The 18,755-nt window shown below is 57.7% G+C and carries 15 protein-coding genes, 1 tRNA gene and 1 pseudogene; 5 read left to right on the top strand and 12 right to left on the bottom strand.

Annotated elements, in window-relative coordinates; genetic code table 11:
• Positions 1-2 precede the first annotated feature (2 nt).
• Positions 3-1,280 (bottom strand): ribulose-bisphosphate carboxylase large subunit family protein, encoded by a 1,278-nt coding sequence (locus ACZ9IM_RS11220; protein ID WP_476223915.1) that lies wholly within the window; start codon positions 1,278-1,280, stop codon positions 3-5.
• 181 nt (positions 1,281-1,461) lie between these two features.
• On the opposite strand from ACZ9IM_RS11220, the gene ACZ9IM_RS11215 reads away from it, so the two are divergent.
• The gene (locus tag ACZ9IM_RS11215) at positions 1,462-2,340 is read left to right on the top strand and encodes a LysR substrate-binding domain-containing protein (RefSeq protein ID WP_476223914.1); all 879 of its coding nucleotides are present in this window, start codon (positions 1,462-1,464) and stop codon (positions 2,338-2,340) included.
• A gap of 35 nt (positions 2,341-2,375) precedes the next feature.
• Here the strand turns inward: ACZ9IM_RS11215 and ACZ9IM_RS11210 are convergent, their stop codons facing one another.
• Positions 2,376-3,143: an SDR family NAD(P)-dependent oxidoreductase gene (locus tag ACZ9IM_RS11210; RefSeq protein WP_427623882.1), complete on the bottom strand. Its 768-nt coding sequence runs from the start codon at positions 3,141-3,143 to the stop codon at positions 2,376-2,378.
• A gap of 549 nt (positions 3,144-3,692) precedes the next feature.
• A complete protein-coding gene (locus tag ACZ9IM_RS11205) occupies positions 3,693-4,058 on the bottom strand; it encodes a histone-like nucleoid-structuring protein, MvaT/MvaU family (RefSeq protein WP_427623880.1) in 366 nt (121 codons plus the stop codon).
• Positions 4,059-4,871: 813 nt separating this feature from the next.
• On the opposite strand from ACZ9IM_RS11205, the gene ACZ9IM_RS11200 reads away from it, so the two are divergent.
• Positions 4,872-6,149, top strand: coding sequence for a sugar MFS transporter (locus tag ACZ9IM_RS11200; protein WP_476223913.1), 1,278 nt, complete (start codon positions 4,872-4,874; stop codon positions 6,147-6,149).
• Complete coding sequence (locus tag ACZ9IM_RS11195; protein ID WP_476223912.1) at positions 6,100-6,609, top strand: hypothetical protein; 510 nt, start codon at positions 6,100-6,102, stop codon at positions 6,607-6,609. Before ACZ9IM_RS11200 ends, ACZ9IM_RS11195 begins: the two co-directional genes overlap by 50 nt.
• Before the next feature lie 147 nt (positions 6,610-6,756).
• On the opposite strand, the gene ACZ9IM_RS11190 is transcribed toward ACZ9IM_RS11195, so the two are convergent.
• Both ACZ9IM_RS11190 and ACZ9IM_RS11185 read right to left on the bottom strand, forming a co-directional pair.
• A complete protein-coding gene (locus ACZ9IM_RS11190; RefSeq protein ID WP_427623876.1) occupies positions 6,757-7,125 on the bottom strand; it encodes a hypothetical protein in 369 nt (122 codons plus the stop codon).
• 47 nt (positions 7,126-7,172) lie between these two features.
• Positions 7,173-7,366 (bottom strand): annotated as a pseudogene (locus ACZ9IM_RS11185) (transposase domain-containing protein); the annotation flags it as partial.
• Positions 7,367-7,712: 346 nt separating this feature from the next.
• Here ACZ9IM_RS11185 and ACZ9IM_RS11180 point away from each other — a divergent pair.
• Entirely contained in the window at positions 7,713-8,411 is a 699-nt protein-coding gene (locus tag ACZ9IM_RS11180; protein ID WP_476223911.1) for a hypothetical protein, read from the top strand.
• A 187-nt stretch (positions 8,412-8,598) separates the two neighbouring features.
• Here the strand turns inward: ACZ9IM_RS11180 and ACZ9IM_RS11175 are convergent.
• The 3 genes from ACZ9IM_RS11175 to selA all read right to left on the bottom strand — a co-directional run bounded on the left by ACZ9IM_RS11175 (position 8,599) and on the right by selA (position 12,047).
• A tRNA-Sec gene (locus ACZ9IM_RS11175) sits at positions 8,599-8,694 on the bottom strand.
• Positions 8,695-8,700: 6 nt separating this feature from the next.
• Positions 8,701-10,620 carry a selenocysteine-specific translation elongation factor gene (selB, locus tag ACZ9IM_RS11170; protein WP_476224057.1) on the bottom strand — a complete coding sequence of 640 codons (1,920 nt, stop codon included), beginning with the start codon at positions 10,618-10,620 and terminating at the stop codon, positions 8,701-8,703.
• Entirely contained in the window at positions 10,617-12,047 is a 1,431-nt protein-coding gene (gene selA, locus ACZ9IM_RS11165) for an L-seryl-tRNA(Sec) selenium transferase (RefSeq protein ID WP_476223910.1), read from the bottom strand. Before selA ends, selB begins: the two co-directional genes overlap by 4 nt.
• Before the next feature lie 571 nt (positions 12,048-12,618).
• On the opposite strand from selA, the gene ACZ9IM_RS11160 reads away from it, so the two are divergent.
• Positions 12,619-12,981 carry a DUF6124 family protein gene (locus tag ACZ9IM_RS11160; protein ID WP_476223909.1) on the top strand — a complete coding sequence of 121 codons (363 nt, stop codon included), beginning with the start codon at positions 12,619-12,621 and terminating at the stop codon, positions 12,979-12,981.
• A 116-nt stretch (positions 12,982-13,097) separates the two neighbouring features.
• Here ACZ9IM_RS11160 and fdhE read toward each other — a convergent pair whose 3' ends face one another.
• The 4 genes from fdhE to fdnG are packed head-to-tail and all read right to left on the bottom strand — an operon-like array spanning position 13,098 to position 18,689.
• Positions 13,098-14,024, bottom strand: coding sequence for a formate dehydrogenase accessory protein FdhE (fdhE, locus tag ACZ9IM_RS11155; RefSeq protein ID WP_476223908.1), 927 nt, complete (start codon positions 14,022-14,024; stop codon positions 13,098-13,100).
• A gap of 4 nt (positions 14,025-14,028) precedes the next feature.
• Positions 14,029-14,682 (bottom strand): formate dehydrogenase subunit gamma, encoded by a 654-nt coding sequence (locus ACZ9IM_RS11150; protein ID WP_476223907.1) that lies wholly within the window; start codon positions 14,680-14,682, stop codon positions 14,029-14,031.
• On the bottom strand, positions 14,679-15,623 hold the full coding sequence (gene fdxH / locus ACZ9IM_RS11145; protein WP_476223906.1) for a formate dehydrogenase subunit beta: 945 nt from the start codon (positions 15,621-15,623) through the stop codon (positions 14,679-14,681). The genes ACZ9IM_RS11150 and fdxH overlap by 4 nt, the downstream gene beginning before the upstream one ends.
• Positions 15,624-18,689 carry a formate dehydrogenase-N subunit alpha gene (gene fdnG, locus ACZ9IM_RS11140; protein ID WP_476223905.1) on the bottom strand — a complete coding sequence of 1,022 codons (3,066 nt, stop codon included), beginning with the start codon at positions 18,687-18,689 and terminating at the stop codon, positions 15,624-15,626. It lies immediately after the preceding gene.
• Positions 18,690-18,755 lie beyond the last annotated feature (66 nt).

Genomic DNA, 18,755 nt, shown 5'->3' with positions numbered 1-18,755 from the left:
AGTTACGCGCCTCCGAATTTTTGCAAGGCGGCGGATAAAGCAGGCTTACCCTCTGCATAGTGCTCCAACGGTACGTTTTGGACGGCGGCCTCCCAGCCTTCACGCATGCTTTGCACACCTGCCTCAATACCCAACGGATGGCCGATGATGCCGCCACCAGCGAGGTGCATGAGATCGACTGACTTCAGCTTGTTGAACAGCACTGGCGCCTGTGCTGCCCATTGACCGGAGGAAAACACCGGCATCAAGGGTTGCATGCCAGCGAACGGCGCCAGGCAGCTTTTAGCAGATGAAATGACAGAATCGTCCGGCTCCCAGAATTTGCTTTGAATCCCATTGACATGGAGATGATCAATTCCGGCCAGTCGCCAAATCTTCTGATAGACCTCAAACGATAAGCCAAGTTGAGGGTAGCGGGTTAATGCACCCCAGCCGGCACGATGACCATGGATCGGGAGCTGTGCATGCTTGCGGATGTGCTCGACCGCAGAATGACCGACCCAGTTCAGGCAAAGCATCACGCATGTGCCGCCCGCCTCCAACACAGCATCTTGCCGGCGTAACATTTCGTCGATGCTGCCTGAGATGTTGATCGCGTACATTGGCATGCGACCCAGCCGGTCGGCATGCTTATGAAGGATCGGCATCACAGCCTTCAAGCGTGCGTCAAACGAGGCATAAGTAGGATCGATGAGCAACTCATCGTCTTTGAGGAAATCGATGCCACCTGCGCAGAGTTCATCGGCCACAGATGCAGTTTGCTCTGGGGTTAACCCAATGCTAGGTTTGATGATAGTGCCGATAATGGGACGGTCATGCACACCACATAACGCCCTCGTGCCCTCTATACCAAATCGTGGCCCTTGGAACCCAGCTGCAAATCGCTCAGGGAGTTCCAAGTCGAGAACTCTGAGACCGCTTACTTCGCCGATTTCAAATAGATTACCGGCAATGGTAGTCAACAAGGCGGGTATGTTATTCCCGATGTTGGCCGTTGGAAAAGCGATGGTAACTTCTCCACGGTAACACTTATCAGAAGGGTTATGCCTGGACAAAAATTCGCTATAAAGCGATGCACCTGTAGTTTCTGGAAGGGGATCGATGGATACAACACGCGCGCGGGAGCGCTCTTTGAGCTCTGCCGATTCACCTGGAAGAGAAATGAAGGTGCCGCTCGACTGCTCACCTGCGATCACCTCACTCACCCGCTCAATTGGGTAGCTGCTCTCCACAAAAAAACGGGCAAAAAATTCCTCTCGCCCGGCCTTATGATCGACCATGATGGTTGCCTCGACTTTAGTTGTTATTGTGAATCTGCTCGGCTATGTCCTAAGCAGTTTCAAACCAATATACATTGACCCCACGCCGATCCAATCGATATGATTTCCAGCGAGCGTGAGTAAAACTCACAATAACCGCTGAGGCCAACGAGAGCGCCTCGCCTTCGGAGAGGTACTGGAGATGTCATCGCCCGCTAGGCCTTCGCTCAATGCCCTGAGGGCGTTTGAGATGATCGCGCGCAAAGGAACTTTCAGTGATGCGGCAGACGCGCTATGCGTGACTCATGGTGCTATCAGTCGACACATCCGAAGCTTGGAGGACTCGTTAGGCGTCGTTCTTCTCACTCGGAATGCCCATGGCACCAGACTTACACCTGAGGGGGCCAGACTTGCAGCTGGGCTAAGCAGGGCGTTCTCTCTAATCCAGGAAAGCATTGACGAGGTTCGCCCACGCCCCCTGGAGCTTTCTTGTTCTGCGTCGATCATGATGCACTGGCTGCTGCCTCGGCTGGCAAAACTTCACAGTAGTTTTCCCACCATGGAATTGGGTCTAAGAACGGGGCACGGCCCAATTGACTTCGCTCAGGAGGGAGTTAGTGTCGCGATAAGATTGGATAGCATTGAACCCCCTCCAGGTATCGAGCCTATAGCGCTTACCAATGAATGGGTGGGAGCTATTTGTTCACCTGATTACCTCGCTACGTCAGGTGTTCGAGATGCGAGCGACCTCAGTAAAGAGCGACTATTGACCACCAAAACCCGGCCTCAGGCCTGGAAAGACTGGTACTCATCGCTACAGCTAGATGCCAGTGACTTACTGGAGATGGAGTTCTTTGAACACTTTTATCTGTTGATACAGGCGGCCAAGGTGGGACTGGGATTTGCCTGCGTACCCCGCATGCTGGTTGAGGCGGAGCTTGAGAGTGGCGCACTGGTAGCACCTTTTGGCTTCGTTCAAGGCGAGGCCAAGCTGGTTTTGTGGGTCTCTCCCAACGCGAGGTTGCGGTCTGACACTGCAGATCTCGAAAAGTGGATCAGGAAGGAAATGTCTGACAGTTGAACGAGCGCCCTAATGGGCGCTCGCGATGACGGCGATTAAAGATCACCCGCACCCCATGCGAGGAATCCACCGTCAACTGGCAACACGATGCCATTCACATAAGCTGCTACATCAGACGCAAGATAACTCACCGCACCTGCGATCTCTTGAGTAGTTCCGTATCGCTTGGCCGGGATGGCATTGCTGTATGCCTGCCGAAAAGCATCGCTGTGTAGCTCCTTGGTCATGGGGGTATCAACCGGCCCAGGGGCAATAGCATTAGCCGTGATGCCATACTCACTCAGCTCTACCGCCATCTGCCGGGTAAGTGCGATCACCGCACCTTTGGAGGTGCCATAGGCAGTTCGCCCTTTACCCACCGCCCGCATCCCTGCAACGGAAGCAATATTGATGATCCTGCCGAAACCATTTTTACGCATGATACGTGCGGCTAGCTGGCAGCACATGAATGTACCAGTGACGTTGATGAGCATCGTTTTGTTGAAGACGTCCAGGTCGAAGTCCAGAAACGGCATAGTCTTGGCGATACCTGCCGAGTTTACCAAAACATCACAGCGGCCAAACTCTCTCTCAATCCAGGAAAACGCATCAGAGACAGAGTCCAGAGCTCCAACGTCCATCTGGCAGGCATCAGCTGTAAAGCCCTCTTCCCGGAGGTGACGCGAGAACCGCTCCGCTTCTTGCGCGTTGATGTCGCAAATTACGACGTGGTGACCGTCTTTTGCCAATGAAATGGCAGCTTCAGCCCCAATGCCCATCGCACCGCCCGTGACTACGGCTATTTTTTTATCTGCATACTTCATCGAAACCCTCTCTTGTTATGATCGCCAAAGGCTTATCGGATCCTTCAAGGCTAGAGCTGCAGAGGGTACTACGCAATCGATAAAAACTCGCGAAGGTGTCATGAAAGCTCACACAAGGTAACGATGCTGTAGACCCCATAGAGCCTAGTACTTTTGCTTCATCAGGCAAAGCACCAGCGGGACATGCGCAACAGATCACTTAAAGCATCTGCATACAACTAATTATGCAATTCTCCAACTCGCTGCGAATTTAACTTTAACAATCACCACGAGCGATTTTGATAGGTTCACACACCTCAGATAAACTTAGATACCAACAACCGAGAATTTACACCTACTAAAACGAGTGCCTCCAAATAACAAACATTGGTGTCCTGATGATATTCAGCAATTTTTCAGTGAGCGGGCGGAGAGCGAAAAGCAGGGCCATAATAAGTTCTTACTTCCGCTCATAAAAGTGATGATTACTACCGTAGTGATCACTGGTTGAAAACAGTGTTTGAATTCCAAAAAAGTGCCCCGAAGGGCCCTCTTGTACTCAAACAAAACTCACTTGGCCTGCCAAGACTCCACGGTGTCGGAGCCGTATTTCGCTTTCCATTCCTTCAGCGTTCGGTGGTTGCCGCCTTTGGTTTCTACCACTTCGCCGGTATGAGGATTTTTGTAGACCTTCACCTGGCGTGGCTTCCTCGTACCGGATTTTGCCTCGGTAGTTGATGCGCGACGACCAGCCTTTGGGTCAAGCAAGTTCATCACGTTCGGCAGGCTATAGCCGTACTCGGCGAGCAAAGCGCGCAGCTTTGTTTCAAATTCAATTTCTTTCTTCAGGCCAGCATCGCCCTTCAGCGTTTCGAGAGCTTCGAGCTGCTCTGCCAGGTGTTTTTCGAGCTGACGGAATTCTGCAAGTTTGGACATGTTGAGTCTCTATGTAGTTAGTCAGCTAACAATACACCAAACCTGCAATCGGATTCAGGTCAGCGATTCTAATGAAATGAAAACGTCACTGCCGTTCACCCTTTACGGCCTGTTGCTCCGATGCCTAAACAAAGCTTTTTGTAGTGAGAAATTATGGCGCAGCAATAATTATGGCTGAGCCATAATTTTGGATAATCCAGTTTTGCCCCTTCCCACCACCGCCTATGACGATGGTGAAGCTCGAATAACCTGCAGTACCGTCCAAAGCTGGTCGATCAGCGTTGTGATGCGCCTTCATGGTGACAAAACAAGCCGGTAGGCCAAGATCTTGAAAAGATCTGCAAGCATTCGCGCATCTAGCAACGCATGGTGCGGCGGATCAGGCAGCTCTACCCGGTTTGAGAGCTTGCGCATTCACCTGATTGAAGAGGACTGTAAGGAACCGCCTCAATTTCTATTAAATGGCTGGCCACCTTGCCAATCCGCGGACGCCTATTGCGTTGTCTCCTGAATTTTCAATCCCGACAAATAGTTGCAGCCCAAATGAGCGAATTTACCCCTTATCTCAGCATAACCCCCAAGAGATCCAGCGGCTTGCCAAACGAAAAGTCAGGCACTAAGGTAGCGCCCCTCTAACGACTGGCCCCGGACTTTGGGTGAGCGGTAGCGGCTACAGACAAAAAATCAGATGGCAGCGCACCCTTCTTTGGCGAGTACTTCACCGCACAAAGATAGCGCTGTCTCACTATCAAGGTTCCCGAGGCTCGATAGAGCTTTCCTTGAAAGTAACAATCACAAGAAAGGAAGCCCGTGATGACGAATGCTAGTGCTAGCGCGACTGTCACCAACAGTTTGGCAACACCCCACGCCCAACGGATGAGCACCTACGTGTTCGCGCTGTTTTTCATCCTCGGCAGCATCACCAGCCTTAACGATGTCCTGGTGCCAAAACTCAAGCACCTTTTCAGCCTCAGCTATACAGAGGCCATGCTTGTGCAGTCGTCATTCTTTTTTGCCTATTTCATTTTCGCCATACCCGCAGGCCTGCTCATTTCGCGAATCGGCTACATGAAAACGGCCGTCCTCGGGTTGCTGCTGATGGCTGGTGGATGCCTGCTCTTCATTCCTGCCACCCAGTCCGCATTGTTTCCAGCCTTCCTCGGCGCCCTCTTTGTGCTTGCGATTGGCGTGACAACCGTTCAGGTCGTTGCGAACCCGCTGCTTTCACTGCTCGGAACCGCCGCAACGGCCCCTGCCCGCCTCACCCTCGGCCATGCGTTCAATTCGCTGGGAACCACGGTCGCACCCTACCTGGGTGCCATACTGATCCTGGGCTCCCTCAATGCGGTAGATACCTCCGCATTGTCGCCAGCAGAACTGACGTCCTTCCTGTCGCAGGAAGCCAGCGTGATCAGCAACACCTATGCAAGCATTACGCTCTTCATCTGCATCGTCGCCTTGATCGTCTGGCTGAAAAAAAATGAGCTGCAACCGTCAACAAGACCTGAACGTCTCAATCCACTCGCTGCGCTCGACCTTCTAAAGCAGCCGCGCTTTGCACTCGGCACCGTTTGCATATTTCTCTATGTCGGCGCCGAAGTCACGATTGGCAGCCTTATCACCGACTACCTCATGCTGCCGACAACCCTGGCCCTTCCCGCCGAAGCCGCAGGCAAGCATGTTGCCTTCTATTGGGGTGGTGCCCTGGTTGGCCGCTTTATCGGCTCAGCGCTGATGCGCACTTTCGCGCCCGGGAAACTGCTGGCCTTTGCCGCCACGGCAGTCATTGTGCTGTTGACGATCTCTGCCACCACACAAGGCGTTGTTGCCGGATGGTCGCTGCTGGCCGTCGGGCTGTTCAACTCCATCATGTTTCCGACGATCTTTACCCTTGCGACCGCAGGGCTCGGTCATCGCGCGGCAGAAGGTTCGGGCCTGTTCTGTTGCGCCATTGTTGGCGGGGCATTTATTCCGCCATTGACAGGGTATGCGGCCGACCTCTCGACGCTCGCGATGGCATTGAGCGTGCCAGCAACCTGTTATGCCGGCATCGCAATCTACGGTTGGTATGCCCGCCCTCCAAAGCACTAGCATTCCTCGCTTTGGGTCGTTTTCAGTCCTTCGCGACAGGCAGAAAGCGACCAAAAGCGATTGTCCCGGTCTCTATTACGTCACTTATCCAGCAATCGCCTTTCGATGCTCTGCCTCTCAGCAGATCATCAGGATAACCCGCGCCCCCAAACGGCAAGGCGAAAACGGATTAAACTTCTGGCTTCACGCGGAATGGATGGATTGGCGGCCTGGTGGCGAAAGTTATTTCCCAGGCTACGTTTCTGACGCTCAGTTTGAGGAAATCTCGGAAGCTGTTTTCAATCAGATGGTTGCGGATCAGGCGTTTGAATTGATCGCTCCGCTCAAACAACCGCTGCATGAGTCGACCGGTTTCGTCGGAGCGTTATTGATGTACTCGATGAAGACGGAGTTCATCGTTTCGCTGTTCGCGGAGTATGAAGACGAGTACATCCATTTCTATTGGGACACGACTTCATGAGCGGCAGCTAAGGGTCGAATATTGCGCAACCTACATGTCCGCGTCTGGCCGATTTCTGCCCGTCACAAAGGGCTGCAGTCCAACGCAGCCGCTCGCCTAGGTGTACTTTCGGTACTTCCTGAACAGGGAGCCAACGTCGTCATCAGCCTATTCAATTCCCCCCTGGCTGTTGAGGGAAGCCATTGCTCGCTGCTCTGAAATCGGCATAAGCACAGGTTTTGTGTCCTCGACATGGATGTAGACAAACCAGCGATCCGGCGGGCAGTGAAGAATCCTGTGGACATCGAACAGCCTTTTCCCGACTTTGCCACGGGCCCCTAACATTGTGTGATCCTGTCGGATTTCCACATTTTCAATACCGTGCTGCGCCATGGCTTTGCGAAATGCTTCGTCGATTTGTTTTTTGTTGCGGCGCTGATAGGTCACATGCGTGTGGTACATCGCATAGCAAAAAAGTACGCTGAACGTCATCAATATCAGTTCGAGGCCGAACCTGCTCCAGAAAGAATCGCCCATGCCAGGTAGTCCTGAGATAGTCCTTGGGTTGTACTGTCTGTAAACGTCTACCTACCGTCCCTGCGTATGTTAATCAGGCGTCCATTTATGTTATGCGGCAGCAGTTCGGCAATGTCGTTTGCCTGCTGCGTCAGCAGACACGTGAGCACGTCCTTCAAAAAAGCATACAACCATGCCCGTTGAGCCGTGCTGACGGGATTCGACTCAGCATAGCAGCGGCTCGCTGGCCGCTGCTTAGCGACGTTTTCTTCTGCTCGAAAGCAGCTTTGGATCGAACGTCTGCTTGTGGCCGATTGTGTTGAAAAAGTCGGCCATGGTTTGCGCATCCGAAAAGTACGCGTCCGAGATTGAAATCTTTACTTTTGGCAAAGGCTTCCGGACTCGGGTTTCACGTAGCCGCGTGCGAAAAAGGCGTTTTCACCAGTCAATGATCAGGCAGTTTGGGCAGTCCGACTTTTTCAACAGAATCGGCCGAAAGCTACCTGCTGCCGCAATAGCATTCGCGATCAGCACTCCTCATTTACCCTTCAGAATTTCCTGCAGGTGACGACAAACTTCGCACATTCCTTTGGTGTCGTGAGTTGTTCATGAAGAAGATTGCTGTCCTGGTTTTTGCCGTTCTTTTCCTTGCAGGATGTGCCAACCAGAAATTCAAGCCCGAATACCGTACCCAGATCCACACGGTGAAGATTCTCCCGGTTGCATGGAAGCCCAAGGAGATGAGTTACATGGGACGTGAACAGGCATGGGGCGCTGCATTGGGCGCAGGTGTCGGCGCTGGCGCAGGGATGGCAGCTGGTGCATCGAACCTGACCAAGGCTGCTTTGGGAGGGGCTGGATTTGCCGCAGGTCTGAAGGCAGGTGACCTGGCTTCGATGTCGACGGTTGATGCGATTCTGTACAACATGGAAACAGCGGATATCAATCTGGGCGAGTTGGTCAAAAAGAGTTTCGAGGAGCAATTGACCGCCACCGGCCGTTTCAAGATCGTGGGTGAACACGAACCGGCCGATGCGCAGATCGAGTTGACCGTCCTGAACTGGGGTTTCGCACTGACTCAAGGCTTCAGCAGTGTGGTCTACCCGACGATTGCCGTGAGCGCTGTCATGAAACGCGGCGAGGAACTAATCTGGCAGCGCAATGAACCGATCACCGCATTCAACGGCGCCAATACCTATGGCTATACGCCGTTGCGCTATCGCACTGAACCGGAGTTGCTGCGTACTGCATTGACGGGCGTTTCGCAAATCGTAGATAGCTATCTGGTCAAAAACTTGAACGAGTGATCGCCGGTCTGATTGCATCCATGTTCAAGTGTTTTATCGCCTGACGGATAATCGGCAGATGCGGCAGGTTTTGACTGTCTGCTCTTGGCCGAGGCTGTGTAAAAACGTTTTAGAACAGGTTTGGCAGTCAGGATGGGGACGAAAATCGCGGTACCGTTAGGGTATAAGTCATCGAAGTGGCTAAAAATGGCGGAAGGCAGCCGGAGTCGAACCTGCCCGGGAACGGATGCCGTCCCCAACCGGGTTTGAAGCCCGGCCGCGCCACCGGGCGCGATTGCCTTCCTTGAACTCAGTCTTCTGTTTGCTGGGCCAGTGCATTGTCGAGCCGGATGTGGCGTCGGTCGCCAAAGCGTCGGGTCAGGCCGATTCGGTCGAAGTACTCAAGAATCTGAATGCTGCGCTTGCGCCCCAGGCCCACAGCGTCGCGAAATGCAGCGACCTGAATCACCGGGTCATTGCCGGCCAGTTGCACCAGCATAGCCGCCAATCGGCGCAGCAGCGTGTCGGTGTAGAACAGGTCACGAACCACTTGATGCAGCAACCCCAGTCGCGCCATCTTGCGCAGCAGCAGGCGCACGGTTGCCTCTTCACGGCCAGCGTCTTTGGCCAAGTCACGCACCCATGGCGGATCGAAACCCGCTTGTTCAAACAGCGGCTGTAGCTGTTGCCACAAGGTCTCGTCGTCCTCGCTCAAGCGCACTTGATGATCGGGCAAATGCAGCCATGGGCCGCTGGCGACGATCGCGCCGCTGGCCAGTAATTCGTCGAGCAGGCTGATAAAGGTCGGCCGCTCCAGTGCGGTGCCGGCAAAGCGCCGCAGGCGGTCCCTGTCCGGTCCCATTTGATCCGGTTCGAGTTGATGAAAGCGTGTGAGGTGTTCCAGCAGCGGCGCTTTCAGTGCTTCCCAACGGGCAGCGCTGAACAGCAACGGCCCCTGCCGCGTATCGATCAAGCGCACATCATCGGGCAATTCCCAGCTGTCGCGCGGACGATTGAACTGGCGCTCCAGACGCCGGGGATCGAGCCCGGTGTCGCTGTTGGCCAGCAGCGTCGGCAGTGCGTCTTCCAGGCTGTTGGTGGTGGCCAGCGTTTGTAGCTGCACCAATCGTTCGGGGCTGCGGCGGTGTCGGGCCGGGGCGAACGGGTCGAGCACCCGGCCACCGCCGAGGGTGCGTTGCGCGCTTTGATCGCGCAGGATCAAGCGGTCGCCCTTCACCGCCAGCACCGGCGCGTTCACCAGCAGTTGCGCGAACATTCGCTGCCCCGGTGCCAGGCTGGCGTCCTCCAGCAAGGCCACTCGCCCCGTCACATCCTGAGTGCCGAGATGCACGTGCACTGGCTGAAAGTGCTCGAAGCTTCGCGCTTCGCTGGCCAACAAGGTCATCTCGATATCCAGACGCTGGGTCGGCGCATGCAGCCATTCGGCCAACAGCCAGTGGCCACGGTGAATCTGCTCCAGGGCCAGACGCTCGGCACTCAGGTTCAGCGCGACTCGCTGCCCGGCTGTTGCACTGTCGGCCGCTTGGTTCTGCGCATGCAGGCCTCGCACCCGCACCGGTTTGTCCAGCGGACTCAACATCAGCGTATCGCCCACGGCCACCTGGCCGGACAACGCGGTGCCGGTCACCACGATACCGGCGCCGGCCACGCTGAAAGCCCGATCAATCGCCAGGCGAAAACCGCCGCTGGTGCTGCGTTGAAGCACCTCATGTTGCGCATCCAGCAAGGCCTGACGCAGCGTCTCGACACCCTCGCCGGTCACACTCGACAGCGCGATTTGCGGTGCGTCGGCATAGGGGCCGGATGCGAGCAATGCTTCGATCTGTTCACGAACTGCCTGCACTCGTGTCGGCTCGACCCGGTCGCATTTGCTGATGGCGACCAATGCCCGAGGGATGCCCAGCAACTCGACGATCGCCAAATGTTCGCGGGTCTGCGGCATGACGCCGTCATCGGCCGCCACCACCAGCAACACCAGATCAATACCCTGCGCCCCGGCCAGCATGTTGTGGGTGAAGCGCTCATGACCGGGCACGTCGATAAAACCGGTCAGGGCTGTGCCTGGTTCCAGTGCTGCATAGATATAGCCGAGGTCGATGGTCATGCCGCGTTCGCGTTCTTCCCGGCGACGGTCGCCTGCCTGGCCGGTCAGTGCCTGGAGCAAGGAGGTCTTGCCGTGATCGATGTGCCCCGCCGTGCCGACAATCACCCGTCCCGGCCCTCCTCCTGCAATTGATCGAGTTGAGCCAGCCATGCGGCTTCGTCATCCAGTTGGCGCAGGTCCAGCCAAAGCGCATCACCGTCAATGCGCCCCAGCACGGGAATCGGCAACCGACGAAACGCGGCCTCCAGTCCCAGCAATCGCCGCCCGCGTAGACGCTTGGAGACGTTGGGCCGCAGGCATAACGCAGCGCTAGGTAAGCGCGCCACCGGTTGGCTGCCGCTGCCGATCATGCCCAACGCCGGCACCGCGCTGACGCTCCAGCCGTCACTCAACACCCGCGCCAGTGACGGTTGCAGCCGTTCGGCCTGGGCATGAATGTCGGCTTGGGGGCGGGTCAGCAAGCGCAGACTCGGCAGGCGTTCGGCCAGCCGATCAGGATCGCGGTACAGCGCCAATACGGCTTCGAGGGCGGCCAGGGTCAGTTTGTCGACCCGCAGGGCGCGCTTGAGCGGATTCTTTTTGATCTTCGCGATCAGGTCTTTGCGGCCGACAATCAACCCGGCCTGGGGACCACCGAGCAATTTGTCGCCGCTGAAAGTGACGATGTCCGCACCATCGAGCAACGCCTGACGCACCGTCGGTTCGGCGGGCAAGCCCCAGCGAGTCAGGTCCAGCAGGCTGCCGCTACCGAGGTCTTCCAGCAGCGGCAGCCCGTGACGGTGAGCCAGCTCCGCCAATTCAGCCGTCGGCACCCGGGCGGTGAAACCTTCGATGGAATAATTGCTCGCGTGTACACGCATCAGCAAACCACTGCGCGGCCCGATCGCGGCCTCGTAATCGCGGGCATGGGTGCGGTTGGTGGTGCCCACTTCGTGAAGCCGCACTCCGGCGCGGGCCATGATGTCGGGGATGCGAAAGGCGCCGCCGATCTCGATCAGTTCACCACGGGAAATGATGCCTTCCTTGCGCGCGCCCAGGCTGTTGAGTGTCAGCAACACGGCGGCGGCGTTGTTGTTGACCACGGTCACCGCTTCGGCGCCGGTCAGCTCGCGGATCAGGCCTTCGATCAAATCATCGCGGTCGCCGCGCTTGCCGCTGTGCAGGTCGAATTCCAGATTGAGCGGGTAGCGGGCGGCGAGTTGAACAGCTTCGATAGCAGACTCCGGCAACAACGCGCGACCGAGGTTGGTGTGCAGCACCGTGCCGGTGAGGTTGAACACCCGACGAACCTGGCTGCGATGCTGGATCGCCAAACGTTCGCCTGCCCTGCCCGCCAATACGTCGGGGGCGATTTCAACCGCGCTGAGTTCACCCTTTTGAACCGGCTCGCGCAGATCATCGAGCAGTTGCCGCAAACCGGCCAGCAGCGCATCCCGCCCATAACGCTCGACCAACGCCTGGCAAGCAGGATGGCGCAGCAAGCTGTCGATGGAGGGCAGCCGCAAGGCTTGGCTGGCGGAAGGTGCGGACATCAGAGCTCCCGGAAACGAGTGACCGTCGCGTCTGAGTGTAGCCGCTGAGCTTTAAGGGCATGCTCTCCGCCCACTATCACCATCACCGAGCAATGATCTCGCTGATGGCGAGTGCCCCCACTGCAACACCCTGCTAAACGCCGCGCTCCCAGCGACTACTACCAAAAAAACTGTCAGAGGTTTCCTCTATTTTTTGAAGCGCATCAACCCATTGCAGAGGGCGTGTTTAATGACACTCAGTGTTACGTCCTAAAGGCTACAACACCTTGCGTCGTTACCTACGCGTGCGCCAGAATCCGCTGGCTTGTGCGGCTGTGGGGCGGGCTATATCGTTTCCCTGTCACTGAAAAACAGTGATCGGGTTTGGTAGCCCGCCTCTAAGTAGTCGTATGGCGACACCTTATGCAGTCTCTTTTTTGGGGCTCGGCTTTATATGGTGGTCATGCGTGGGGCTCCATTGTGAGCGCCGGGTTTCCTACTTAGACCGGTCTACCAACCCGCGTATGGCCGCCACTCTTCGTTTGGTAGCGAGGGTGATGGCTCCTAAATATTCTAAGTAGGAGTTTCATCTATGTTCAAAATAACACCCAATCCGCCAACCGCGGATTCGGCATCCCCGTATGAATCACTCGATTCAAAAAAACTCCACGAAGCGGCCGAACGCGCCCTCGATTACTACCTCAATCCGAGTGCCCGTATCATGGCCACGCCGTATAAACCCAGCAAAATGTTCATCATCAACCCAGAGATCGGCACCGAATCTCTGCTGGCCCACGCCTGCGAGTCACTGGCTTCGGCCAGCGTCATGCTCAACGATGTTGCTGCGCTGCTACAGGGGCCACACCGCAATACCATTCTAGGCATCGCGCAAATCATCATGCAGGGCGAGTTGGCGGTGAACCGAGCGCTGGACAAACACGAACCACCTAAGTAATCACAGGCGTCCTGTCGCCAGGGGCTTGCCCCCGTTCGGCTGCGCAGCCGTCGTAAAACCGGTAATCGCGGTAAGGCTGACCTACCGCAGGCACCGGTTTTGCGATCGCTTTACGCTCAGTCGCCTCCCGGTGCCAGCATCAGATTCGGCGACAGGCGCTGGTAGCCTTCCTGCTCCAGGCGCATGTCCAGCATCAGGCTGGACAGGTCCGCCGAAAGCGCTTCGGCTTCGGCATCGTTTTCCAGGTAGATCAGTTTCAGGTAGCTGTTGCAGCCGGGGCAGACTTCCGCCCGCAACGGTGCCTGATTGGCAGCGTGACGGTCATCCTCGAAGCTGACGTATTCAAGCCCCTTGCTCTGTTCGCAGTACACGCATTTGACCCGCACCGCATGCCATTCGCAGGCGCACAACGAGCACACCAGATAACGCAAACCGTTGTATTTGCCTCGATGACGAATCACCCCGGCCATCGCCGGCGAACCGCAGGCCGGGCATTGGCTGAGGCTGTCGCCGCGCTTGAGTTCAAGGTTGGGTGTGCTCAACAGCCAATGGCTCCAGGCCGCTTGCAGCGCTGCGCCAAGGAACGGAACCAGTTCTGCCGGCAGCATTGAATACTGGCCGCTGACCAAGGCAATCGCCCACGCTTTGAGCAGCCCCGGGTTGGCACTGCGCAACGTCGCCACGGCGTTTTCTACCGCCGATTGTGGCGGTGGCTGATAGCGTTGCAACAAGGCTTCGAGATACGGCAGCCAAACGTTTTCACGCACCAGACTGTCGGCGGCGAACGGTGGCAAGCCATGTTCCATGCACACCCGCAGGCGTTCGGGATCGGGCATGGTCGTCACGGGCGGATCGTCCATCAGGTTCTGCTGAACGTGGCACAGCCCCGCGATCAAGCGCAGATAGTCCGCCATGGGATGCCCGTCGGCCAAGCGTTCCAGACGCAGCGCGCGCAAGGTGAACAGGTTGTTCGGTGGCAGGTACAGAAACGGCGGTGAACTCGCCGCCGCTTCTATCTGCCCAGGCTCGAGGATCGTCGCCAAGGGGTCATCCTTTTTTTGTGATCGGTCGCTCAGGCGTTTCGTCTTGGGTCACTTCCCGGTACCAGAGCTCGTGGTGTTTTCTCGCCCAGGCGCGGCTGACCCGGCCACGCACCATGGCGTGGACCGAGCCGCGAATCCAGATGCCGGCGTAGACGTGGACGATGATGCTCAGCACCAGGATGAAACCCGCCAGCGCATGCAGCAGCATCGCCCAGCGAATACCGGTGATGCCGAAGTACGCGCTGAACCAGGCACGCCAGATCACCAACCCGCTGAACAACAGCACCAGCATGCAGATCAGCAATACCCAAAATAGTAGCTTCTGCCCCGGGTTGTATTTGCCGATCGGCGGCACGCCCTCCTCTTCGTTGCGCAAGACAGTCCCGACGCGCCTGAGCCACAACCGGTCGTTGGCGCTGAAATAATTCGCCCGCCAGAAGCTGAACACCAGGCCGAGGAACAGCACAAACATCGCCACGCCCATGTACGGATGCAGAATGCGCGTCCACGAACCACCGCCAAACAAGTTGCTGAGCCAGAACAACCCCGGATGGAACAAAGCCAGCCCCGACAGCCCGGCCATCAGAAACAGAATCGCCACCAGCCAGTGATTGGTGCGCTGGTTGGCGGTGTAGCGCAGGATCGGTTTGTCGTTCATGGCCTGTCCTCCCCGCCGGGTTTCGTCGGATCAAACGTATGCACCGATGGATCGAACTCATGGACCGCCGGGTCGAGGGTGACTGGATGTTCGTCCTCCTCGACCAGTTGTGGCCCGACACGCACGTAATGGAAGAACCCGGCCAGCACCGCCGCGCCCATGGCGAGCAACGCCAGGGGTTTGCTCAGGCCTTTCCACAGGTCCACCAGCGGACTGATCGCCGGGTGATCCGGTAACCCGGCATACAACCTGGGCGTGTCGGCATGGTGCAGCACATACATGACGTGGGTGCCGCCGACGCCCTCGGGGTCATACAAACCGGCGTTTTCGAAACCGCGGCTCTTGAGGTCGACGATACGTTCGGCAGCGTGTTCTTTCATGTCTTCCTTGGTGCCGAAAACGATGGCGCCGGTCGGGCAGGTTTTTACGCAAGCCGGTTCCAGCCCCACCGCCACCCGGTCCGAGCACAGCGTGCACTTATAAGCCTTGTGGTCCTTTTGCGAGATGCGCGGAATGTTGAACGGGCACCCGGTGATGCAATACCCGCAGCCGATGCAATGGTCCTGATCGAAATCGACGATGCCGTTGGCGTGCTTGATGATTGCGCCGGGGCTCGGGCACGCCGCCAGGCAGCCGGGCTCGGCGCAGTGCATGCAGCCGTCCTTGCGAATCAGCCATTCCAGGTTACCGGCGTCGGTTTCATGCTCGGTGAAGCGCATCAAGGTCCAGGTGTCTGCGCTGAGGTCTTGAGGGTTGTCGTAGGTGCCGAGGTTGTGACCGACATCGTCGCGCAACTCGTTCCATTCCGAGCAGGCGACCTGGCAGGCCTTGCAGCCAATGCACTTGGTGGTATCGATCAGCTTGGCCACTTCCTCTTGCGTGCGCACAGAGGGCGGCATGGTGGTGGTGGCCGAACGGGCGATGATGTCTTGGCTGGCCATTTAGACTTTCTCCACGTTGACCAGGAATGACTTGGATTCCGGGGTCTGTGTGTTGCCATCGCCGAGGAACGGCACCAGGGTGTTGGTCAGGTAACCGTGACGGGTGGCGCCGGTGAAACCCCAGTGCAACGGGATACCGATCTGGTGCACCACCTGATTGTTGACCTGCAGCGGACGAATCCGCTTGGTCACTACCGCCACCGCTTCGATGTGCCCGCGCTTGGAGCTGACCCTTACCCGGTCACCGGCAGCAATGCCTTTCTCCTTGGCCAGCACCTCGCCGATTTCGACAAACTGCTCAGGCTGGGTCACGGCATTGATCGGACAATGCTTGGTCCAGAAGTGGAAGTGTTCGGTCAGCCGGTAGCTGGTCGCCGCATAAGGGAAGTCCTTGGCCTGCCCGAGGGTGTCCCAGACGGAATCGAAGATCCGACCGGCCGGGTTGCTGGTCGCCTTCTTGTTGTTGGGGTGCATCGGGTTGATGCCGATGGGCGTCTCGAACGGTTCATAGTGTTCCGGGAACGGCCCTTCGTTCATCTTGTCGAGGGCGAAGAAACGCGCCACGCCTTCGGGGTTCATGATGAACGGGTTCATCCCGGCTTCCGGCGGCACATCGGCCTTGTAGTCAGGCACGTCGGTGCCGGTCCAGACTTTGCCATTCCACCACACCAGCCGCTTGTTGGCGTCCCACGGTTTGCCTTGAGGGTCGCAAGAGGCACGGTTGTAGAGAATCCGCCGGTTCATCGGCCAGGCCCAGGCCCAGCCCAGGTTCTGCTTCATGCCGAAAGGATCGCTGTTGTCACGCCGGGCCATGTTGTTGCCCTGCTCGGTCCAGCTGCCGCAGAAGATCCAGCACCCGGAAGCGGTGCTGCCATCGTCCTTGAGCTGGCCGAAGCCGGACAGCTGCTGACCGGCCTTGACCACCGCGCCCGAGGCGTCGGTGACATCGGCGACGGCGTAGCCGTTGAATTCCCGGGCCAGTTCTTCCGGCGTGGGGTCATCGGGGATCTTGTAGGGCCAGTCGAGCTTGAGGATCGGCTCGGCCCAGGCACCGCCGTCGGCCTGGTAACGCTTGCGCAGGCGCAAGAACAGCTCGGCCATGATCTTCACGTCCGTGCGCGCCAGCCCCGGGCCATCGGCACCCTTCCAGTGCCATTGCAGCCAGCGACCGCTGTTGACCAGCGAACCGTTTTCTTCGGCGAAACAGGTGGTGGGCAGACGGATGACTTCGGTCTGGATCTCGGCCGTTTGCACATCGTTGTAAGGCCCGACGTTGCGCCAGAACTCCGAGGTTTCGGTGGCCAGGGGGTCCATCACCACCAGCCATTTGAGCTTGGCCAGCGCCTTCATTACACGGTTCTTGTCCGGCAAGGCGGCGATCGGGTTGAAGCCTTGGCACATGTAGCCATTGACCTCGCCCTTGCCCATCATGTCGAACATTTTCAGGATGTCGTAGCCGGGAATATCCAGTTTCGGCAGCCAGTCGTAGCCCCAGTTATTCTCGGCGGTGGCATTCGCGCCGTACCAGGCTTTCATCAGGCTGACGTGGAACTTGCCGTAGTTCTGCCAGTAAGACATCTGCCCGGGACGCAGCGGCTTGAGTGCACGTTTGGCGATATAGGCGTTGTAATCCTGTTCGGCCTCGGCCGGCAGAGTCAGGTAACCGGGCAGCAGGTTGGACAGCAAGCCCAGGTCGGTCAGGCCCTGGATGTTGGAGTGCCCGCGCAGGGCGTTGACGCCCCCGCCCGGCATGCCGACGTTGCCTAGCAGCAGTTGCACCATGGCCGCGCTGCGGATCATCTGCGAGCCGATCGAATGCTGGGTCCAGCCCAGCGCGTAGAGAATCGTCATGGTTTTGCCCGGTTGCGAGCACGTGGCGATCTCTTCCCAGATTTTTTGCATCGCATCCACGGGCATGCCGCAGACCTGACTGGCCAACTCCAGGGTGTAACGGCTGTAATGCTGCTTCATTAATTGGTAGACGCAACGTGGGTCCTGCAAGGTCGGGTCGACTTTGGCGAAACCGTCCTCGCCGATTTCATAGCCCCAGCCGGACTTGTCGGTGTAAGTGCGCTTGCTCGCGTCGTAACCGCTGAACAACCCATCCTCGAAACCGTAGTTGGCCTTGACGATGAACGACACGTCCGTATAGGCGCGCACGTATTCGTGCTGGATCTTGTCTTCGGTCAGCAGGTAATTGATCAGCCCGCCCATGAAGGCGATGTCGGTGCCGGTGCGGATCGGCGCGTAATAGTCGGCCACCGAGGCGGTACGGGTGAAACGTGGGTCGACCACAATCAGCCGCGCCTTGTTATGGGCTTTGGCTTCGGTCACCCATTTGAAACCGCAAGGGTGCGCTTCGGCGGCGTTGCCACCCATCACCAGAACCAGATTCGCGTTGGCGATATCGGTCCAGTGGTTGGTCATGGCACCACGGCCATACGTCGGGGCAAGACTTGCCACCGTCGGGCCATGTCAGACACGTGCCTGGTTATCGAACCCCAGCATGCCGAGACTGCGAATCACCTTGTGGGTGATGTAACCCGCTTCGTTGGACGACGCCGACGCCGCGAGGAATCCGGTGGTCAGCCAGCGGTTCACCGTTTGCCCCTGGGCGTTCTTCTCGATGAAGTGGGCGTCGCGGTCGGCCTTCATCAGGTCGGCGATGCGATCCAGCGCTTCATCCCAGGAGATTCGCGTCCACTCCGTGGTGCCGGGCTTGCGCACCTGCGGGTACTGGAGACGGCTGGGGCTGTGAATGAAATCGAGCAGGCCTGCGCCTTTGGGGCAGAGGGTGCCGCGATTGACGGGGTGGTCGGCATCGCCTTCGATGTGGATGATGCTCTGGGCGACATTCTTCGCGTTGTCACCCTGGCTGTACATGATCAAGCCGCAACCGACCGAGCAGTACGGGCAGGTGTTGCGGGTTTCATGGGTATGGGCGAGCTTGAAATGACGCACTTGTTCGGCGAAAGCTGGCGCCGGGGCCATGCCCAGCGCGCCGAGGCTTGAGCCCGCAAGGCCGAGACCAGCGACCTTGAAGAACTGACGACGGTTGAGGTCCATCGTGCACTCCTGATCAGGTGGAAACCCGGTGCGTTGGCCGGGTTTTTCTGGACGATCACGGTGACG

Source organism: Pseudomonas sp. TE12508, from assembly GCF_056279485.1.
This window is presented reverse-complemented; position numbering and strand designations above follow the sequence as displayed.